This window comes from Caulobacter sp. NIBR1757 (assembly GCF_027912495.1).
Lineage (GTDB): Bacteria > Pseudomonadota > Alphaproteobacteria > Caulobacterales > Caulobacteraceae > Caulobacter.
Map to the genome: position 1 here is coordinate 3,398,101 of NZ_CP115463.1, position 16,361 is coordinate 3,414,461.

Consider the following 16,361-nt stretch of genomic DNA (forward strand, 5'->3'; position numbering starts at 1 on the left):
GCCGGGAGAAGGTGGCCGCGAAGCGGTCGGATGAGGGCAGCACCGGCTTTCGGTGGTTGAGGTTCAAAGCAGAAGCTTTGCGGTCCGCACCAGAACGCGCGCGATCTTCCTCTTCCGCTCTGCCCTCATCCGACCCCCTTCGGGGGGATGGTCTTCTCCCGACACGGCGCGGGCCATCTGCTCGGGGCCATAGGCGCGCCAGCCGGCCTCCGTGCGCGGCGGGGCGACCAGGCCGCGCTGCTCGTAGAGGCGCAGGGCCTTGGCGGAAACGCCGAGGCGCGACGCGGCCTCGGCGGGGCTGAAGTAACGGTTCGGAGTGCTCACGACTCACCTCTGCGGTTGCTGACCGCGCCATCAGTCGGGGCGCCCCCAGGGGCCGGGTCAAGCACGGCCTTTCCAGCGCCCCGAAATCGCGGCTAGTGTTCGCCCAACGCCAGTCGGAGCCCCTTCATGAAACGCGCCCTTATCGCCGGTCTCGCCATCGCCCTGACGGCCGGAGCCGCCCTCGCCTACGACGCCGCCAGCCAGGTCAAGGACCGGCAGGCGAACATGAAGCAGATCGGCGGCGCCATGAAAGGTCTCTACGACACGCTCAGCGGCGACAAGGACCCGGCCAAGCTCAAGACCTACGCCGCCAACATCAACGCCCTGGCCGGCAAGGTCCCGAGCTGGTTCCCGGTCGGCAGCGGTCCGTCCAGCGGCGAGAAGACCAAGGCCAAGGCGGAGGTCTGGACCGACCCGGTCGGCTTCAAGGCCGCTTCGGCCGACTTCGCCGCCCAGGCCGCCAAGCTCAACGCCGCCGCCCAGACCGGCGACGCCGAAAAGGTGCAGGCCGCCTTCGGCGCCGTGCGCGGCACCTGCAAGGGCTGTCACGACAAGTATCAGGCCAAGTAGCCTCCCAATCCTCCCCCGTTCACGGGGGAGGGGGACCGCGCGAAGCGTGGTGGAGGGGGCGAGTGACGGAGTGCGGGCGCCGAGGGTTTCGATGAAGACAGTGGAGCATCACGGACGAAGGCGCACGGCCCTCGCCCCCTCCACCGCTTCGCGGTCCCCCTCCCCCGCTTCGCGTGGGAGGATTGTTGATGCCGACACTGATCTGGGACCTGCCGACGCGGCTGTTCCATTGGCTGCTGGCGGCCCTGGTCGCCTTCTCCTGGTGGAGCCACGAGGACCATCTCGACTGGCACAAGGTCAGCGGCTGCGCCATCGCCGGCTTGCTGGTCTTCCGGCTATGGTGGGGGATCGCCGGCAGTTCGACGGCGCGGTTCGCCGGTTTCCTGAAAGGTCCGGCCGGGATCGCCGCCTACCTTAGGGGCGGCGCGGCCGGGGCGCCGGGGCACAACCCGCTGGGCGGCTGGAGCGTGGCGGCCATGCTGCTGGTGCTGATCGCCCAGGTCGGGCTCGGCCTGTTCGCCATCAACGAGGATTTCGAGGGCGGGCCGCTGACCCGGTACGTCGACTACGACACCGGCCTGGCCATCGCCCAGTGGCACGGGACGCTGTTCAACGTCCTCGTCGGCCTGATCGTGCTGCACCTGCTGGCCATCGGCTTCTATGCGGCGCGCAGGAAGAATCTGGTCGGACCGATGATCACCGGCAACGGCGCCCTGGCCGAAGGCGTCGAAGCGCCGGTCATGGCCCCGCTCTGGCGGCTTCTGGTCGGACTGGTCCTCGGCGGCGCGACGTTCGGGATTCTCTATTGGCTGAATGGGCAGGCATCGGCATTCTAGGCAAAATTTGAAAACCGGGTATGGCGGGAGGCCAGCATGAAGTTCCAGATCACAGCCTTGGCGATGTTTGCCAGCCTGGGGCTCTCCGGCCTCGCCGCCGCCCAGACGCCCCCGGCAGCGAACGACTATTCCAAGCCCGAGACCTGGCTCTGCCTGCCCGGCCGGGCCGGCGACGCCTGCACCGTCGACCTGGCCACGACGGTCGTCGAGGCCACCGGCAAGAGCGACAAGATCACCCTCGAAGCCACCCCGGCGCCGGCCGCCATCGACTGCTTCTACGTCTATCCGACGGTCTCGACCGACCCGACCCCCAACAGCGACATGACCATCGACGAGGCCGAGCGCCGGGTCGTGGCGGTGCAGTTCGCGCGCTTCCGCAATGTCTGCCGGCCCTTCGCCCCGATGTACCGCCAGGTCACGCTGTCGGCCCTGCGCCAGTACATGACCGGTCAGAATCCGGGGGCCAGCCGGGAACTGGCCTACAATGACGTCAAGGATGCCTGGGACTGGTACCTGGCCAACGAGAACAAGGGCCGCGGCGTCGTGCTGATCGGCCACAGCCAGGGCTCGGGCGTGATCCAAGAACTGGTCAAGCGCGAGATCGACGGCAAGCCGATCCAGAAGCAGATCGTCGGGGTGATGCCGATCGGCTCCAACGTGCCCGTCGATGACAAGGGCATGTTTGGCTCCATCCCCAGTTGTTCGGCCAAGGGCCAGACCGGCTGTCTGATCTCCTACGTCAGCTTCCGGGCCGAAACGCCGCCGCCGGCCACAAGCCGCTTCGGCAAGGTGGCGGAGGACGGCAAGCACGCCGCCTGCATCAATCCCGCGGCTCTGGGCGGCGGCAAGGGTGAGCCGGTGTCCTACCACTGGAACCGCCCCCTCACCGCCGGCGCCCCGCCGACGGCCTGGGCCAAGGACCTGACTGTGGACACCGCCTACGTCACCACGCCCGGCCTGCTGACGACCGAATGCGTACGCGATGGCGAGTTCAGCTATCTGAAGGTCACCACCAACGCCGACCCGGCCGACGCCCGCGCCGACACCATTCCCGGCGACGTGGTCGTGTTCGGCAAGGTCGACGCCAACTGGGGCCTGCACCTGATCGACATGAATGTGGCTATGGGCGACCTGGTCGAAATCGTCCATCTGCAGGCCGTGGCCTGGAAGAAGAGCCACTAGCTCCAAAGAAGGAAACCCGCGCCGTGAAGACTCCCCTCATCGTTCTCGGCGCGGCCCTCCTGCTGGCGGGCGGCGCCGGCTGCGCGGCGGCGCAGAACCCGCCCAGCTTCGCGCCCAACGACTACAGCAAGCCCGAGACCTGGCTCTGCCTGCCCGGCCGGTCGGATCCCTGCTCGACGCAGGACCTGACCACCTCGGTGATCGCCGCCGATGGCGCGGTGACGCTGGAGCCCTTCGTGCGGGCGGCTGATCCCGGCATCGACTGCTTCTACGTCTACCCGACCATCTCCACCGACAGGACGCCCAACAGCGACATGACCCCTGACGACGAGCCCCGGGTGGCGGCGGTGCACTTCGCCCGCTTCAGCGGCGTCTGCCGCACCTTTTCGCCCTTGTATCGGCAGGTGACCCTGGCGGCGCTGGGCAAGACCATGAGCGGCCAGCCCGCGGGGGCCGACATGGAACAGCCGTACAAGGACGTGAAGGCGGCCTTCGACTGGTACCTGGCCCATGAGAACAAGGGCCGGGGCATCGTCCTGATCGGCCACAGCCAGGGGGCCGGGATCGTCCAGCGGCTGACCCGCGACTATTTCGACGCCAAGCCCCTGAGCAAGCAGTTGGTCGGGACCATGCCGATCGGCTGGAGCGTGCCGGTCGACGACAAGGGCCGGTTCGGGACCATCGCCAGCTGTTCCAAGCTCGGCCAGACCGGTTGCCTCGTCTCCTACGTCAGCTTCCGAGACACCCTCGGCCCGGCTCCGGCGACAATGTTCGGACGGGTGCAAGGGGCTGGGATGCATGCCGCCTGCGTCAATCCGGCCGCGCTGGCCGGCGGCAAGGCCCAGGCCCACAGCTACCTGCGGACAAAGAGCGGCGCCGGCAAACAGCCCTGGGTTCAGGGCAAGGCCATCGAGACCGGTTACGTCTCCGTCCCCGGCCTGCTGACCACCGAGTGCGTGCGCGAGGGGGCGTTCAGCTACCTGAAGGTCACCACCAACGCCGACCCGGCCGATCCGCGCACCGACAGCATCGGCGGCGACCAGAACAACAACGACCCGCTATGGGGCCTTCATACCCTGGATATGAACATCGGCATGGGCGACCTGATCGCCGTGGTGAAGGCGCAGGCGGAGACGTGGCGGACGGGGCCCCGTTGAGGCCTCGACGCAGGCGTCAGGACCGGAGAAGGTTCGGGCTCACTCTCGCCACTCGGCCAGCGACTGACCGTCGGCCGTCTCGAACGCGATGCGATCAAAGGTGACGGCGTAGAGGCAGATGGGACGATGATCCGGGCTCTCGGCCGCGCATCGAATTGTGCGGCCGTCCGGGAATGTCGCGATCCGCCCTTCGAGCACGAGCCTGTAGGAAACCGCCAGGGGCGGCTGGTCCACGGCAGTCTTGCGCACGAATTCATAGGGGCGGCCATCGCGCCGCAGGAGGCGTGATCCGCCGGGCTCAAACAGCCGGGCCAGGCCCAGGGTCTGGGTCGCGGTGGGCGTTGGCGTGGCGGGCGCGCCGACGTCACGGCGCGGCGGACAGGCTTCCGAGGTGCTCCACGGCCGGGCCAGCCAAAAGCCTTCGACCGCCTCCGGCTTGGCCCCCGACGGGAAATTCTGCAGCATCGGCAAGGCGGACCAGTTGCCGGGCCGGGCCACGAGTTTCGTGACCTTGCCGGCCGGATCCTGCTCCACGAAGGCCTGGGCCGGCCCCGGAGACACCTGGGGACCTTCGCAGCCGAAGGGGATGCGTAGCGCGAACGGCCGCCCCTTGATTTCGGCGAGGGCCTTGGGCGAGCCGGAGCCGGCCGAATAGGCGGCGGCTTCCAGGGTGGCGCCTTCGATGAGGTCCTGACGGGTGAGGGGCCCGGCCTGAGGCCCCGGCTTCTCCGGCGGCGGCTTTACGACCGGCGGCGGCGGGGGCGCCGGCTCGGGCGCGGGCGCCTTGGGCTCGCGATTGAGGAACAGCAGCGCCGCAAGCAGAACAATGACGATGGCGCCGATAACGACCGGGGCCACGAGCGAGAGTTTGCGGTCTGACGTCGGCGGTCTATTCTCGGTCATGGTTCGAGCCTAGCAGATTGGCGATGCGTGTTCACAGCCCCCCCGTCCCGGCGCCTGACGCCGTTCTGCTTGCCTGTCGCTGAGCCGACGGGCGAATGACCGCGCCGCAACTCGTCGCCCTCGCCGTATTGCTGGCGGTTGTGGTCGCCCTGATCTGGGGAAAGGTGCGATCCGACATCGTCGCCCTGTCCGGCGCCGCTGTTCTGCTGGCCACGCGGACCATTCGGCCCGTGGAGGTCCAGGGGGCCTTCGCCAGCCCGGCGATCATCGCCCTCGCCTCCCTGTTCGTCATCGCCTATGCCATGGAGCTGTCGGGCCTGCTGGGACTGATCATCCGCAAGGCGACCGGCCTTTGCGCCCGCCTCGGCGCGACCGGTCTGTGGATCGTCATCGGCATAGCCGGCGCGGCCTCCGCCTTCCTCAACAACACGCCGATCGTCGTGCTGGCCGCCCCGGTGGTGCGGGATGTCGCCCAGTCGATGAACCTGTCGGCCAAGCGGTTCCTGATACCGCTGTCCTACGTCACTATTCTCGGCGGCGCCTGCACCCTCATCGGCACCTCGACCAACCTGCTGGTCAACGACATGGCCCGCAGCGCCGGCCAGCCGGTGTTCGGCATGTTCGAGGTCACGCCGGTGGCGCTGATCGTGGCGGTCGCCGGGGGGCTCTACCTCTATCTGATCGGCGGCCGTCTGCTGGGCGGGTCCGACGGCGGGGAGACCGACGCCGGCATCAAGGCGCCGGCCGATGCCGCCGGCGATGACCCCGCCCTCTTTCCCGCCAACCGACCATTCAAGCCCTTCGAGGCCTTCACCTCGCTGGGTGTCTTCGTTGTCGTGGTGCTGGTCGCGGCGCTCGGCTACGCGCCCATCGCCGCCTCGGCCTTCGCCGGGGCGGTCTTGCTGGTCATCCTGCGGGTGATCAGCGCCGAGGACGCCTACAAGGGGCTGCGGCCAGAAATCCTGCTGTTAATCGCCGGCATGGTGGTGGTGGGGCTCTCGCTCGAGGTTACGGGCCTGGCGTCCCTGGCGACCGACGCCCTGGTGGTCTGGGTCCGCGTGCTGGGGCCGCTGGCAGCGCTCGCCCTGCTCTATGGCGCGACGCTGTTCCTCACCGAAATCCTGTCCAACGCGGCCGTCGCCGTGCTGCTGACCCCGGTCGCCGTCGCCCTGGCCGAAAGCCTGGGCGTCAGTCCCCGGCCCTTCCTGATCGCGGTCATGATGGCCGCCAGCGCCGCCTTCGCGACACCCTTCGGATACCAGACCAACGTTCTGGTCTTTCAGTTGGGGCGCTACAGCTATGTGGACTTTGTCCGCATCGGGATGCCGTTGAATCTGCTGACCTGGCTGGTCGGTGTAGCGGTCATTCCGCTGTTCTTCCCGTTCTGACCGCTGTCGCCGGGGAAGTTCACGGGATCGTCAGAACATATGATCCCTTACCCTCAATAACGACGATAAAATGCAGGCGTCCTGTTTTTCGATAAATCATGGAGCAGCCGCGGATGTATGACGGGGGCATGGATACTGTATTATTCGTTTGTAACGATGAAGTAATTTCAACTGATATTCTGGACAAGCTTCACTCTGCCGGATTTGGCGTTGTTGGGCCAACCCCACGCGCAGCGACGGCACTGGCTCTGACGGCCCAGACGCCGCCGACCCTGGCCCTGGTCGCCGGAGACCTGACGGGCGAACGCTCAGCCAGCCAGCTGGCCGAAGACCTGATGTCCAACTGGGGCGTTCGCTCCCTGATCCTCCGGGACGGGACGCTTGCACATGGCGAACCTCTCGCCCATTGGGCCGTCGACGGCGAACAACTCGAACGACTTCGCCGGGCGTTCGGCCGGAACGACGCCTGAAGGCGACTCCATAACGGGTTTGTGTACATCTGGGGGTGGATCGCCAATACCCCCTTGCCTACGATCAGATCGTTGAGGGCCGCTGGCTGCGGACCCTCGACTATAGGCGCTCCATAATCGGAGCGGTGCGTCGCCGGATAGTCGAGCGATGGCCGAAACACACAAACTGGTCTTTTCCGCCCGTCAGCTGCTCTGACGGATCGCGGGGCCATATCTGAAAGGAAACTGGTGACTGCCAGCGAACATCTGCTTGCGGCCGGACGCGCCGCCCTTGCGCACCTGTCCTCGATGAGCCTCCTGCAGGTCTCGCTCAATCTGGCCCTGACCCTCGCCCTGGTGCTGGTCGGGCTTCTGTCGGGCTGGGCCGGCCGCCTGCTGTTGCGCGCCGCGGCCCGGCGCGTGCCCGGACCGCACACGGCCGAGCGGACTGTGCGGACGGCGCGGGTCACACGCGTCATGATGTGGACGCTCAGGCTGGTGGCCGTTGTTGTGATCGCCGCCCTGATCGCCAACGTCTGGGGGATCGACGTCCTCGCCTGGGCGTCTCGCGGCTATGGCGAGGCCTTCGTCGGCGCGGCGCTGCGGCTGGCGGCGATGTTCGTTGTCGCCGTCGCGGCCTTCGAACTGGCGGGACTGATGATCGGCCGCGTCATCGGTGGCGTCGTCGATCGGGCGCACGATCCCCGCCGCCAGGCCCAGTTGAGGACGCTCGGCCCCCTGCTGCAAGGCATCGCCCAGACCGCCATCCTGATCGTCGTCACCCTGATGGCGCTGAGCGAGATCGGCGTGAAGATCGGTCCGTTGCTGGCCGGGGCCGGCGTCGTCGGCATCGCCCTGGGCTTCGGGGCGCAGACCCTGGTGAAGGACTTCCTCACCGGCATGTTCCTGATCGTCGAGGATATCGTCTCGGTCGGCGACATCGTGCGGATCGGCGACTCCGGCGGCCTGGTCGAGGGCATGACCCTGCGAACCATCCGGCTGCGGGACTTCGACGGGACGCTGCACGTCTTCCCCTACAGCGAGGCGCAGGTCGTGCATAACCTGACCAAGACCTTCTCCTACTATGTCTTCGACCTGCAGGTTTCCTACGGCTCCGACCTCGACGAAGCGCTGGCGATCATGTCGCGGGTCGGCGCCGACATGCAGGCCGAACCAGAATTCGGTTCGAAGATCCTCGAGCCGATCGAGGTCGTCGGCGTCGACAACCTCGCCGACAGCGGGGTCATGCTGAAGGCCCGCATCAAGACCCTGCCGATCCAGCAATGGACCGTCGGCCGCGAGTACAACCGCCGGATCAAGCTGGCTTTCGACAAGGCCGGGATCGAGATCCCGTTCCCGCACATGCAGGTCGTGCTGCCGGAGCAGCAACTTTCCGAACTGGCGAAACACTAGCCGAGGGTCATTCCCTCGGCCTGCCTCTAGGCCAGCATGTCCAGCAGGACGCCGGTCATCTGGTCGGCGGTGCGGATGACGGCGACATTGGCCTTGAAGGCGGTCTTGGCTTCGATCTGCTCGACCGCTTCCTTGGCCAGATCGACGTTGGACTCCATGCCCCAGGACGCGGTGCGACGGGCGCTGGCGTCGAGGCGTTGGGTGGCGGCCATCAGGCCGGCGGTGGCGGAGCCGATCGCTTGCATGGAGGTACGGATATCGAGGCGAGGTTAAGTCTCGGCGAGCAAACAGGGTAAATCCGCATCGTGGCCTTTCCCCCGCCCTGCGCCGGTGCTTAAAACGGACGTATGAGCGGCAAGACCGAAAGCCCGACCGAACCCTTCAAGCGCGCGCTGGCCCATGCCGCGCGCTCTCTGGCCGAGATGCCGGACCTGGAGGTGGTGTTCTCCGGCGACGGGCCGCAGCTGTCGGGCAACCGGGCGGTGCTGCCGCACCCGCCGCGCGACCTTTCCATGGCCGAGGCCTCGCGGATTCGCGGCCTGGCCGACCAGATGGCCCTGCGCCTGGCCCACCACGACGCCGTCGCCCATGCGCGCGGCCGGCCCGCCTCGCCCCAGGGCCAGGCGGTGTTCGAGGCCGTCGAGCAGGCGCGGATCGAGGCCATCGGCTCCAACAACCTGGGCGGCGTGCGCAAGAACCTGACGACGGTTCTGGAACTGGCGCTGGAGCGCAAGGGCCTGGCCCGCATCCAGGACCGGGCCAACGCGCCGCTGGCCGACATCGTCAGCCTGATGGTCCGCGAACGGCTGACCGGGCAACAGCCGCCGCAGGCCGTGCGCCCCCTCGTCGACATGTTCCGGGCCGAGATCGAGGCCAAGGCCGGCCCCGACCTCGACAAGCTGCTGACCAGCATCGACGACCAGGCCGCTTTCGCCAAGGTAACCCGGGCTATCCTGCGCGACCTCGACATGGGCGACGAGGGCGCCGACCCGACCGAGGGCGAAGAGGACGAGCAGGGCGAGGAACAGCAGGAGCAGTCGGACGACAGCGAGGGCGACGGCGAGGGCCAGTCGCCCGAAGGCAGCTCCATGCAGGAGACCGAAACCACCGACAGCGACCAGGACGACGGCGAGGAACAGGCGGTCGAGAGCGAGGACGATCCTGACGCCGAGATGAGCGACGAGGCCCCGGAGATGGGCGACGGCGCAAAGCCGGCCCGCCCGGACCCCAAGGATTCGGGCAGGCCGGAGCCGGCCTACAAGGTCTTCACCACCGCCCACGACGAGATCGAACCGGCCGAGGAGCTTTGCGATCCCGAGGAGCTGACGCGGCTGCGCGCCTATCTCGACCAGCAACTGGCGAGCCTGTCGAGCGTCGTCTCGCGGCTGGCCAACAAGCTGCAACGGCGGCTGCTGGCACAGCAGAACCGCAGCTGGCAGTTCGACCTGGAAGAGGGGATGCTGGACGTCGCCCGCCTGCCCCGGATCATCATCGACCCCACCGCGCCCTTGAGCTTCAAGCAGGAGAGCGACACCGACTTCCGCGACACCGTCGTCACCCTGCTGATCGACAATTCCGGCTCGATGCGCGGGCGGCCGATCATGGTGGCGGCGGTCTGCGCCGACATCCTGGCCCGCACCCTGGAGCGCTGCGCGGTCAAGGTCGAGATCCTCGGCTTCACCACCCGGGCCTGGAAGGGCGGCATCTCCAGAGACGACTGGATCAAGGCCGGCAAGCCGCCGTCTCCCGGCCGCCTGAACGACCTGCGCCACATCATCTACAAGTCGGCCGACAGCCCTTGGCGCCGGGCCCGCAAGAACCTCGGGCTGATGATGCGCGAGGGTCTCCTGAAAGAGAACATCGACGGCGAGGCGCTGATGTGGGCGCACCACCGGATGATGAGCCGGCCCGAACAGCGCCGCATCCTGATGGTCATCAGCGACGGCGCGCCGGTCGACGATTCGACCCTGTCGGTGAACAGCGGCCACTATCTGGAGCGCCATCTGCGCAACGTCATCAGCGAGATCGAGAATCGCAGCCCGGTCGAGTTGCTGGCCATCGGCATCGGCCATGACGTGACCCGCTACTACCGCCGGGCGGTGACCATCGTCGATGTCGAGCAGCTGGGCGGCGTACTGGTCGAACAGCTGGCCAGCCTGTTCGAGGAAGAGCCCAAGCGAGTGGCCAAGGCGCGAGGCCTGCTCAGCGCTCCCCCGACGGTGGTGCCGACGCCGGTGAAGGCGACGACGTTTTCGGCGGTGAAGGAAGCGCTGTCGTGAGTCTCACCCACAATAGCCCTCCCCCTCGAGGGGGGAGGGTTGGGTGGGGGTGTTCGCGCGAGGCCCGTGGAAGCGCGCGCAAGGCGTCGTCGCCCGCTTTGAACTTCGCTTATGGGCCGGTGCACGCACCCCCATCCCCGGCCCTTCCCCCCTCGAGGGGGAAGGGAGTCCTTGCGCTCTTTCTCGCGCTCTCGACCTTGGCCGCATGCGCCGCGCCGCCGCCGCCCCTGCCCGACAAGCCGCAGCCGGCCGGGCCGGAGATCCAGCTGGTCACCACGCCTGTGCCGTTCGATCCCTCGAACCCGGCGCGCATCAACCTGAACGGCTTCACCTACATGGGCGGGCTGGCGGTCACCGACCCGATCACCAACCGCCTGCACGGCCTCTCGGACCTGAAGATCACCCCCGACGGCCGGCTGGTGGCGATCAGCGACTTCGGCGACCTCTTCGAAGCGCGGCTGCAGTTCGGCGAAGACACCCGCCTCACCGGCCTGACCGATGGCAAACTGTGGCCCCTGAAGCGCCCCGATGGCCAGCCGGTGCAGGGCAAGACGGAGGGCGACGCCGAGGGCCTGGCCATCCTCGCCAATGGCGACCGCCTGGTCAGCTTCGAGCGCGACCACCGCATCTGGCGCTATCCGGCCGCCGGCGGACCGCCGACCGTGGCCCCCAAGCCCGGCAACCTGTTCTCCGAGAACGAGGGCATGGAGGGGCTGACCGAGTACCCCTTCGCCGGTCCCGACGCCTATCTGGTCGGCTCGGAAGAGGGCGAGCTCTGGCTCTGCAAGCTCAGCGCCGCCTGCCAGACCTTCAGCGTGCTCAACGGCCCGGACCTCGAGTTCGGCCTGACCGCCATCGCCCCCTTCCAGGATGGCAGCGTGGTCGCCGTCCACCGCGCCTGGGACCCGGTTCGCGGGTCGCGGATCACCGTCTCGGTCTATGCCGCCGCCGCCCTGAAGGCCCGCCAGCCCCAGCCCATGGCGCGCCTGACCCTGCAGGCCCCGCTGACCGTCGACAACATCGAGGGCGTGGCCCTGGTCACCGCCCCGACCGGCGCGACCCGCATCCTGCTGCTCAGCGACGACAACGCCGACGCCAAACAGAGGACCCTCCTGATGGTCTTCGACTGGACAGGCCGCAAGTGATCGCCGCCTGCGTCGCCGATTACCGGGAGTTGGCCCGGCGGCGGCTGCCCCGGGTGCTGTTCGACTACATCGATGGCGGCTCCTACGGCGAAGTCACCCTGCGCCGCAATGTCGAGGACTTCGAAGCTATCGCCCTGCGCCAGCGGGTCCTGCGCGATGTGTCGAAGATCAGCCTGGCCACCGAATGGTTCGGCCAACCGCTCAGCATGCCCGTGGCCCTGGCGCCCGTCGGCATGGCCGGCATGTATGCGCGCCGGGGCGAGGCGCAGGCGGCGCGCGCGGCCCATGCGGCCGGCGTGCCGATGATCCTCTCCAGCGTTTCGGTCTGCGATCTCGCCGAGGTCAAGGCAGCGACCGGCGAGGCGCCCTGGTTCCAGCTCTACATGATCAAGGACCGCGCCTACATGGCCGACCTGCTGGCCCGGGCGGCGGGCCTCGGCGTCAAGGTGCTGGTCTTCACCGTCGACCTGCCGGTGCCGGGGGCGCGGTATCGCGACTACCGCACCGGCCTGTTCGGCGGCAACGCGGCGGCGACCGTCCTCAAGCGCGGCCTCGACGGGGCGCTGCATCCCGGCTGGGTGCAGGACGTCTGGCTGCGCGGGCGGCCGCACAGCTTCGGCAACATCGCCGCGGCGATTCCCGACGCCAGGGGGATCATGGAATTTTGGCCCTGGGTCACCCGCAACTTCGACCCGACCCTGACCTGGGCCGACCTCGAATGGGTGCGGCAGCACTGGAAGGGGCCGATCGTCCTCAAGGGCGTGCTCGATCCCGAGGATGCGCGCGAGGCGGTCAGGCACGGCGTCGACGGTATCGTCGTCTCCAACCACGGCGGGCGTCAGCTCGACGGCGTGCTGAGCGGAGCCCGCGCCCTGCCCGCGATCGCGCAGGCCGTGGGCGATGACACGACGGTGCTGATGGACGGCGGCGTGCGCTCGGGGCTCGACGTGGTCAAGGCGCTGGCCCTGGGCGCCAAGGGCGTCCTGATCGGGCGCGCCTGGGCCTGGGCGCTGGGCGCGCGCGGCGAGGCCGGGGTCGCCCATGTGCTGGCCGTACTGCGCCAGGAGATGATGATGGCCATGGCCCTGACCGGCTGCACCGACGTGAGCAACGCCGACGCGAGCCTGTTGGCGGCATAGAAAAACGGCCCGCGAGTCGCCTCGCAGGCCGTCTTCAGAACTTCAGAACCGCGTGGTTTAGGCGGCGGCCTTTTCGGCCAGCTTGGCCTTGACCTGGCGCTTGATCTTCAGGGCGCGGGGCGAGAGGTTCTCGTCCTTCAGCTTGACGATCACGGGATCGAGGCCGCCCTTGAAGTCCAGGGTGCGCAGCGCGGCGTTGGTGATCCGCAGCTTGAACGACTGGCCCAGCACTTCCGAGACCAGGGTGGCGGGAGCCAGGGCCGGCAGGAAGCGGCGCTTGGTCTTGATGTTCGAGTGGCTCACATTGTGGCCGACCATGGGGCCGACACCGGTGAGTTCGCAGCGACGCGACATGTTGGAACCTTCGCAATAGAATTTCGGGCGCGCCAGGGAACCCCTGCGCACGAGAGGGGCGTCTATAGGGGTAAGGGCGGGGAGAGGTCAACCCTTTGAGCCGATTCAGAAACGACTCTCTGCCCGCGTCGCGAGAGACCCCTTCAGCCGCCATTCATGCGCCGCCATTATGGAACAAGACCGCAAGCCTCGACGCTCTGGAGCCCATGCCCGATATGATCCGCCCGGCCGCCATCATCGCCACCGTCGCCCTGCTGGCCATCCCGGCCGTCGCCTCCAGCCAGGCGACGAACACCATCCTGCCCGGCTACTGGGAATACCGCAGCAAGGTGAGCTACGGCGTCTCCTCGACCAGCGTCGAGAAGAAGTGCGTCGAGCCCAAGGACATCGACAAGTTCTTCAGCGGTCCCAGCAACCGCCACTACAAATGCACCTACCCGACCCGCAACGTCGCGAACGGCAAGGCGGAGTTCCAGGGCACCTGCGTGGACAAGCGCGGCCGCAAGGCCTTCGTCACGGCGTCCGGGGCCTACAGCCCCAAACACTTCACCCTGGTCGCCAAGATCAAGACGAGCATCATTGGCCTGCCCGTGACCCCGACCGGCTCGATCGACGCCACCTGGATCGGCCCCACCTGCCCGCCCAAGAAGCCCAAGAAGCCGAAGTGAGACTCTGAGGGTTGTGGTTAATCGGCGTTAAGATACAATAGCTTGTAGGGAACAAATGCCGAATCGGGCGAGGTCGCCGATTCGGTCCTGATTCGTTTCGCAGCCGTTCCTGCGCCATCCCCGCCGCCGTTAACCTGCCCCTCGCCGCAGTGCCCGCCCGCCCCCGCGCGTGCTACTGTCGGCTGGACAACAACCTCTTCGGGGCCATCCCTTGCACAAGTTCCTTCGCCCGCTGGCCGTTCTCGCGGGCCCGATTCTGGGGGCCTTGGTCCTTTCCAGCTGCGCGGCCCGGGCGGGCGGCGCCGATGGCGACGACTTCCTGATGTTCGGCGGCCCGATCTTCAGCGACGGTGGCGCGGCCCAGGCCGACGGCTCGACCCAGGTGATTCCGGCCGAGGCGCTGGTCGTGCGGGACGGCAAGGTGGTGTTCGCCGGCGACCTGGCCTCGGCGAGGGTCCAGGCCAAGGGCCTGCCCCAGATCGACCTGAAGGGCGCCGCCGCCTACCCCGGCTTCGTCGACAGCCATGTTCACCTGACCGGCGTGGGCCTGCGCGAAATGACCCTCAACCTCGACCAGGTGAAGTCGGTCGCCGAAATGACGGAGGCCGTGAAGGCCTGGAACGCCGCCCACCCGGGCGCCGAGCCGCTGACCGGCCGAGGCTGGATCGAGACCCACTGGCCCGAGAAGCGCTTCCCCACCAAGGCCGACCTCGACGCCGTGGTCGCCGACCGTCCGGTGGTGCTGGAGCGGGCCGACGGCCATGCGGTGGTGCTGAACACCGCCGCCCTGGCCCTGGCCGGGATCACCAAAGACACCCCCGACCCCAGCGGCGGCCGCATCGAGCGCGACGCGGCAGGCCAGGCGACCGGCATGCTGATCGACACAGCCCAGGGCCTGATCGGCGCCAAACTGCCGCCGCTGTCCTACGCCCGCCGGCGCGAGGCGCTGGAAAAGGCGGTCAACCTCTACGCGGCCCGCGGCTGGACCGGCGGCGCCAACATGAGCACCGAGGCCGACGACGTGAAGGTGCTGTTCGCGCTGGCCGCCGAGAAGAAGCTGCCGATCACCGTCGATGTCTTCATGACGCCTGAGGATTCCGCCGAGGTCCTGCGCCGCGGCCCCTACAGCGATCCGACCGGCATGGTGCGGGTGCGCGGGGTGAAGCTCTACATGGACGGCGCCCTGGGGTCACGCGGCGCCCTGCTGCTCAGCCCCTACAGCGACCAGCCGGCCGCCAGCGGCCTGCAGATCGCCCAGCATGACGAGGCGCTGGCGATCATGAAACAGGCCCTGAAGGTCGGCGCCGACATCGCCTTCCACGCCATCGGCGATCGCGGCAACCGCCAGGCGCTCGACTGGATGGCCGAGGCCTTCGCCGCCGATCCGACCGCCGCGAAGAAAGTGCATTGGCGCATAGAACACAGCCAGATCGTCAATCCGGCCGACTATCCGCGCTTCAGGCAGCTGGGCGTCATCGCCTCCATGCAGCCCAGCCACGCCATCGGCGACCTCTACTTCGCCCCGGCGCGCCTCGGCGAGGACCGCCTCAAGGGCGCCTATGCCTGGCGCAGCCTGACCAACGCCGGCGCCCTGGTCATCGGCGGCACCGACGCCCCGGTCGAGGTCGGCGATCCCAGGATCGAGTACTACGCCGCCGCCGTGCGCAAGGACCTGAAGGGCGCCTCGGGCTCCGACTGGCATGCCGAAGAGGCGCTGAACCGCGTCCAGGCCCTGCACCTCTTCACGCTCAACCCGGCCCAGGCCGACCATCGCCCGGCCGGCTGGGGCCGGCTGGTCGTCGGCAGCCCGGCCAACATCACCGTCTTCTCGCGGGAACTGCTGACCGCCGCCGAGGCCGATATCCCGACCGCCAGGCCGGTGCTGACCGTGGTCAGGGGCCGGACGGTGTTCGACGGTCGCTAGACTGACTGGAACCCTAGAACATCCACGCGATCAAGGCACCCGCGCAAACCGCGACTAGGGGAAGAAGGGCGATAACCGCGCAGCCCGCCCCAGAAGGTCCTTCCGCGACCCTGCGTCGTCCAGGGGCCGAGCGCTCTCCTAGAATCATTCGTCGGTGCTTGCGATCAAAGTCAGTATCAGCGGGACGTTCGTAGTCTGTTGCCCGCTTGAAGTACTTTGGCGACGTCGGGTCAAAGTAGGGCGCGGCCCAACTCTCAGTGATCCCCTCCACGATGCGCCTGATCTCTGCCCCTCGGATGCGATATCGCTCTGGCGGGGTCTCAAGCACATACCGCCGCCCGCGAACGGTTATTGCATAGACCTCGCCCACCTCGATCTGATGAGCTCGGCTGGCTCCGTCCGATTTGAGTCTCAACACAGTGAACCCATCGGAGGCGCGTTCCACAACGCCCTCATAGACGGCACTAACCTTGTGTTTCGGATCGTCCCCGCGAGTGTTCGGATAATACTCCACCAGGTCCAAGACCGTCATTCTCCCCTCCTCAGACTCACAGGCCTGACCAAGCCACCCGACGAGGAACATGCCCTTGTCGTCAGCGTTGCCAGACAAGTTGCCACAGCGAGACCAAC

16 protein-coding genes are annotated in these 16,361 nt (G+C 68.0%); 12 read left to right on the forward strand and 4 right to left on the reverse strand.

The window, feature by feature from the left end:
• Positions 1-63: 63 nt before the first annotated feature.
• A complete protein-coding gene (locus O5I81_RS16480) occupies positions 64-324 on the reverse strand; it encodes a MerR family transcriptional regulator (protein WP_271065950.1) in 261 nt (86 codons plus the stop codon).
• Between the two features lie 126 nt (positions 325-450).
• Between O5I81_RS16480 and O5I81_RS16485 the strand changes: the two genes are divergently transcribed.
• The 4 genes from O5I81_RS16485 to O5I81_RS16500 all read left to right on the forward strand — a co-directional run bounded on the left by O5I81_RS16485 (position 451) and on the right by O5I81_RS16500 (position 4,069).
• Entirely contained in the window at positions 451-894 is a 444-nt protein-coding gene (locus O5I81_RS16485) for a cytochrome c (protein ID WP_271065951.1), read from the forward strand.
• A 188-nt stretch (positions 895-1,082) separates the two neighbouring features.
• Positions 1,083-1,730 (forward strand): cytochrome b/b6 domain-containing protein, encoded by a 648-nt coding sequence (locus O5I81_RS16490; RefSeq protein WP_271065952.1) that lies wholly within the window; start codon positions 1,083-1,085, stop codon positions 1,728-1,730.
• A 36-nt stretch (positions 1,731-1,766) separates the two neighbouring features.
• A complete protein-coding gene (locus O5I81_RS16495; RefSeq protein ID WP_271065953.1) occupies positions 1,767-2,912 on the forward strand; it encodes a DUF3089 domain-containing protein in 1,146 nt (381 codons plus the stop codon).
• Positions 2,913-2,935: 23 nt separating this feature from the next.
• Complete coding sequence (locus O5I81_RS16500; protein ID WP_271065954.1) at positions 2,936-4,069, forward strand: DUF3089 domain-containing protein; 1,134 nt, start codon at positions 2,936-2,938, stop codon at positions 4,067-4,069.
• 39 nt (positions 4,070-4,108) lie between these two features.
• Here O5I81_RS16500 and O5I81_RS16505 read toward each other — a convergent pair whose 3' ends face one another.
• Positions 4,109-4,972 carry a hypothetical protein gene (locus O5I81_RS16505; protein ID WP_271065955.1) on the reverse strand — a complete coding sequence of 288 codons (864 nt, stop codon included), beginning with the start codon at positions 4,970-4,972 and terminating at the stop codon, positions 4,109-4,111.
• A 95-nt stretch (positions 4,973-5,067) separates the two neighbouring features.
• Here O5I81_RS16505 and O5I81_RS16510 point away from each other — a divergent pair, with 95 nt between their 5' ends.
• The 3 genes from O5I81_RS16510 (at position 5,068) to O5I81_RS16520 (ending at position 8,222) form a co-directional block, all read left to right on the forward strand.
• Entirely contained in the window at positions 5,068-6,360 is a 1,293-nt protein-coding gene (locus O5I81_RS16510) for an SLC13 family permease (RefSeq protein ID WP_271065956.1), read from the forward strand.
• A gap of 98 nt (positions 6,361-6,458) precedes the next feature.
• Positions 6,459-6,830, forward strand: a complete 372-nt coding sequence (locus tag O5I81_RS16515) for a hypothetical protein (protein ID WP_271065957.1) — start codon at positions 6,459-6,461, stop codon at positions 6,828-6,830.
• A 228-nt stretch (positions 6,831-7,058) separates the two neighbouring features.
• Positions 7,059-8,222, forward strand: coding sequence for a mechanosensitive ion channel family protein (locus O5I81_RS16520; protein ID WP_271065958.1), 1,164 nt, complete (start codon positions 7,059-7,061; stop codon positions 8,220-8,222).
• 26 nt (positions 8,223-8,248) lie between these two features.
• Here the strand turns inward: O5I81_RS16520 and O5I81_RS16525 are convergent, their stop codons facing one another.
• Positions 8,249-8,467: a flagellar basal body rod C-terminal domain-containing protein gene (locus O5I81_RS16525; protein ID WP_271065959.1), complete on the reverse strand. Its 219-nt coding sequence runs from the start codon at positions 8,465-8,467 to the stop codon at positions 8,249-8,251.
• Positions 8,468-8,569: 102 nt separating this feature from the next.
• Here O5I81_RS16525 and cobT point away from each other — a divergent pair, with 102 nt between their 5' ends.
• The 3 genes from cobT (at position 8,570) to O5I81_RS16540 (ending at position 12,785) form a co-directional block, all read left to right on the forward strand.
• Positions 8,570-10,501 (forward strand): cobaltochelatase subunit CobT, encoded by a 1,932-nt coding sequence (gene cobT / locus O5I81_RS16530; protein WP_271065960.1) that lies wholly within the window; start codon positions 8,570-8,572, stop codon positions 10,499-10,501.
• A 197-nt stretch (positions 10,502-10,698) separates the two neighbouring features.
• Positions 10,699-11,646: an esterase-like activity of phytase family protein gene (locus tag O5I81_RS16535; protein ID WP_271065961.1), complete on the forward strand. Its 948-nt coding sequence runs from the start codon at positions 10,699-10,701 to the stop codon at positions 11,644-11,646.
• Positions 11,643-12,785, forward strand: coding sequence for an L-lactate dehydrogenase (locus O5I81_RS16540; RefSeq protein WP_271065962.1), 1,143 nt, complete (start codon positions 11,643-11,645; stop codon positions 12,783-12,785). The genes O5I81_RS16535 and O5I81_RS16540 overlap by 4 nt, the downstream gene beginning before the upstream one ends.
• A 57-nt stretch (positions 12,786-12,842) precedes the next feature.
• On the opposite strand, the gene rpmB is transcribed toward O5I81_RS16540, so the two are convergent.
• Positions 12,843-13,139 carry a 50S ribosomal protein L28 gene (rpmB, locus tag O5I81_RS16545; protein ID WP_271065963.1) on the reverse strand — a complete coding sequence of 99 codons (297 nt, stop codon included), beginning with the start codon at positions 13,137-13,139 and terminating at the stop codon, positions 12,843-12,845.
• Between the two features lie 206 nt (positions 13,140-13,345).
• Here rpmB and O5I81_RS16550 point away from each other — a divergent pair, with 206 nt between their 5' ends.
• Positions 13,346-13,807, forward strand: coding sequence for a DUF3617 family protein (locus O5I81_RS16550; RefSeq protein ID WP_271065964.1), 462 nt, complete (start codon positions 13,346-13,348; stop codon positions 13,805-13,807).
• A 211-nt stretch (positions 13,808-14,018) separates the two neighbouring features.
• The gene (locus tag O5I81_RS16555) at positions 14,019-15,731 is read left to right on the forward strand and encodes an amidohydrolase (protein WP_271065965.1); all 1,713 of its coding nucleotides are present in this window, start codon (positions 14,019-14,021) and stop codon (positions 15,729-15,731) included.
• Positions 15,732-16,361: the final 630 nt, after the last annotated feature.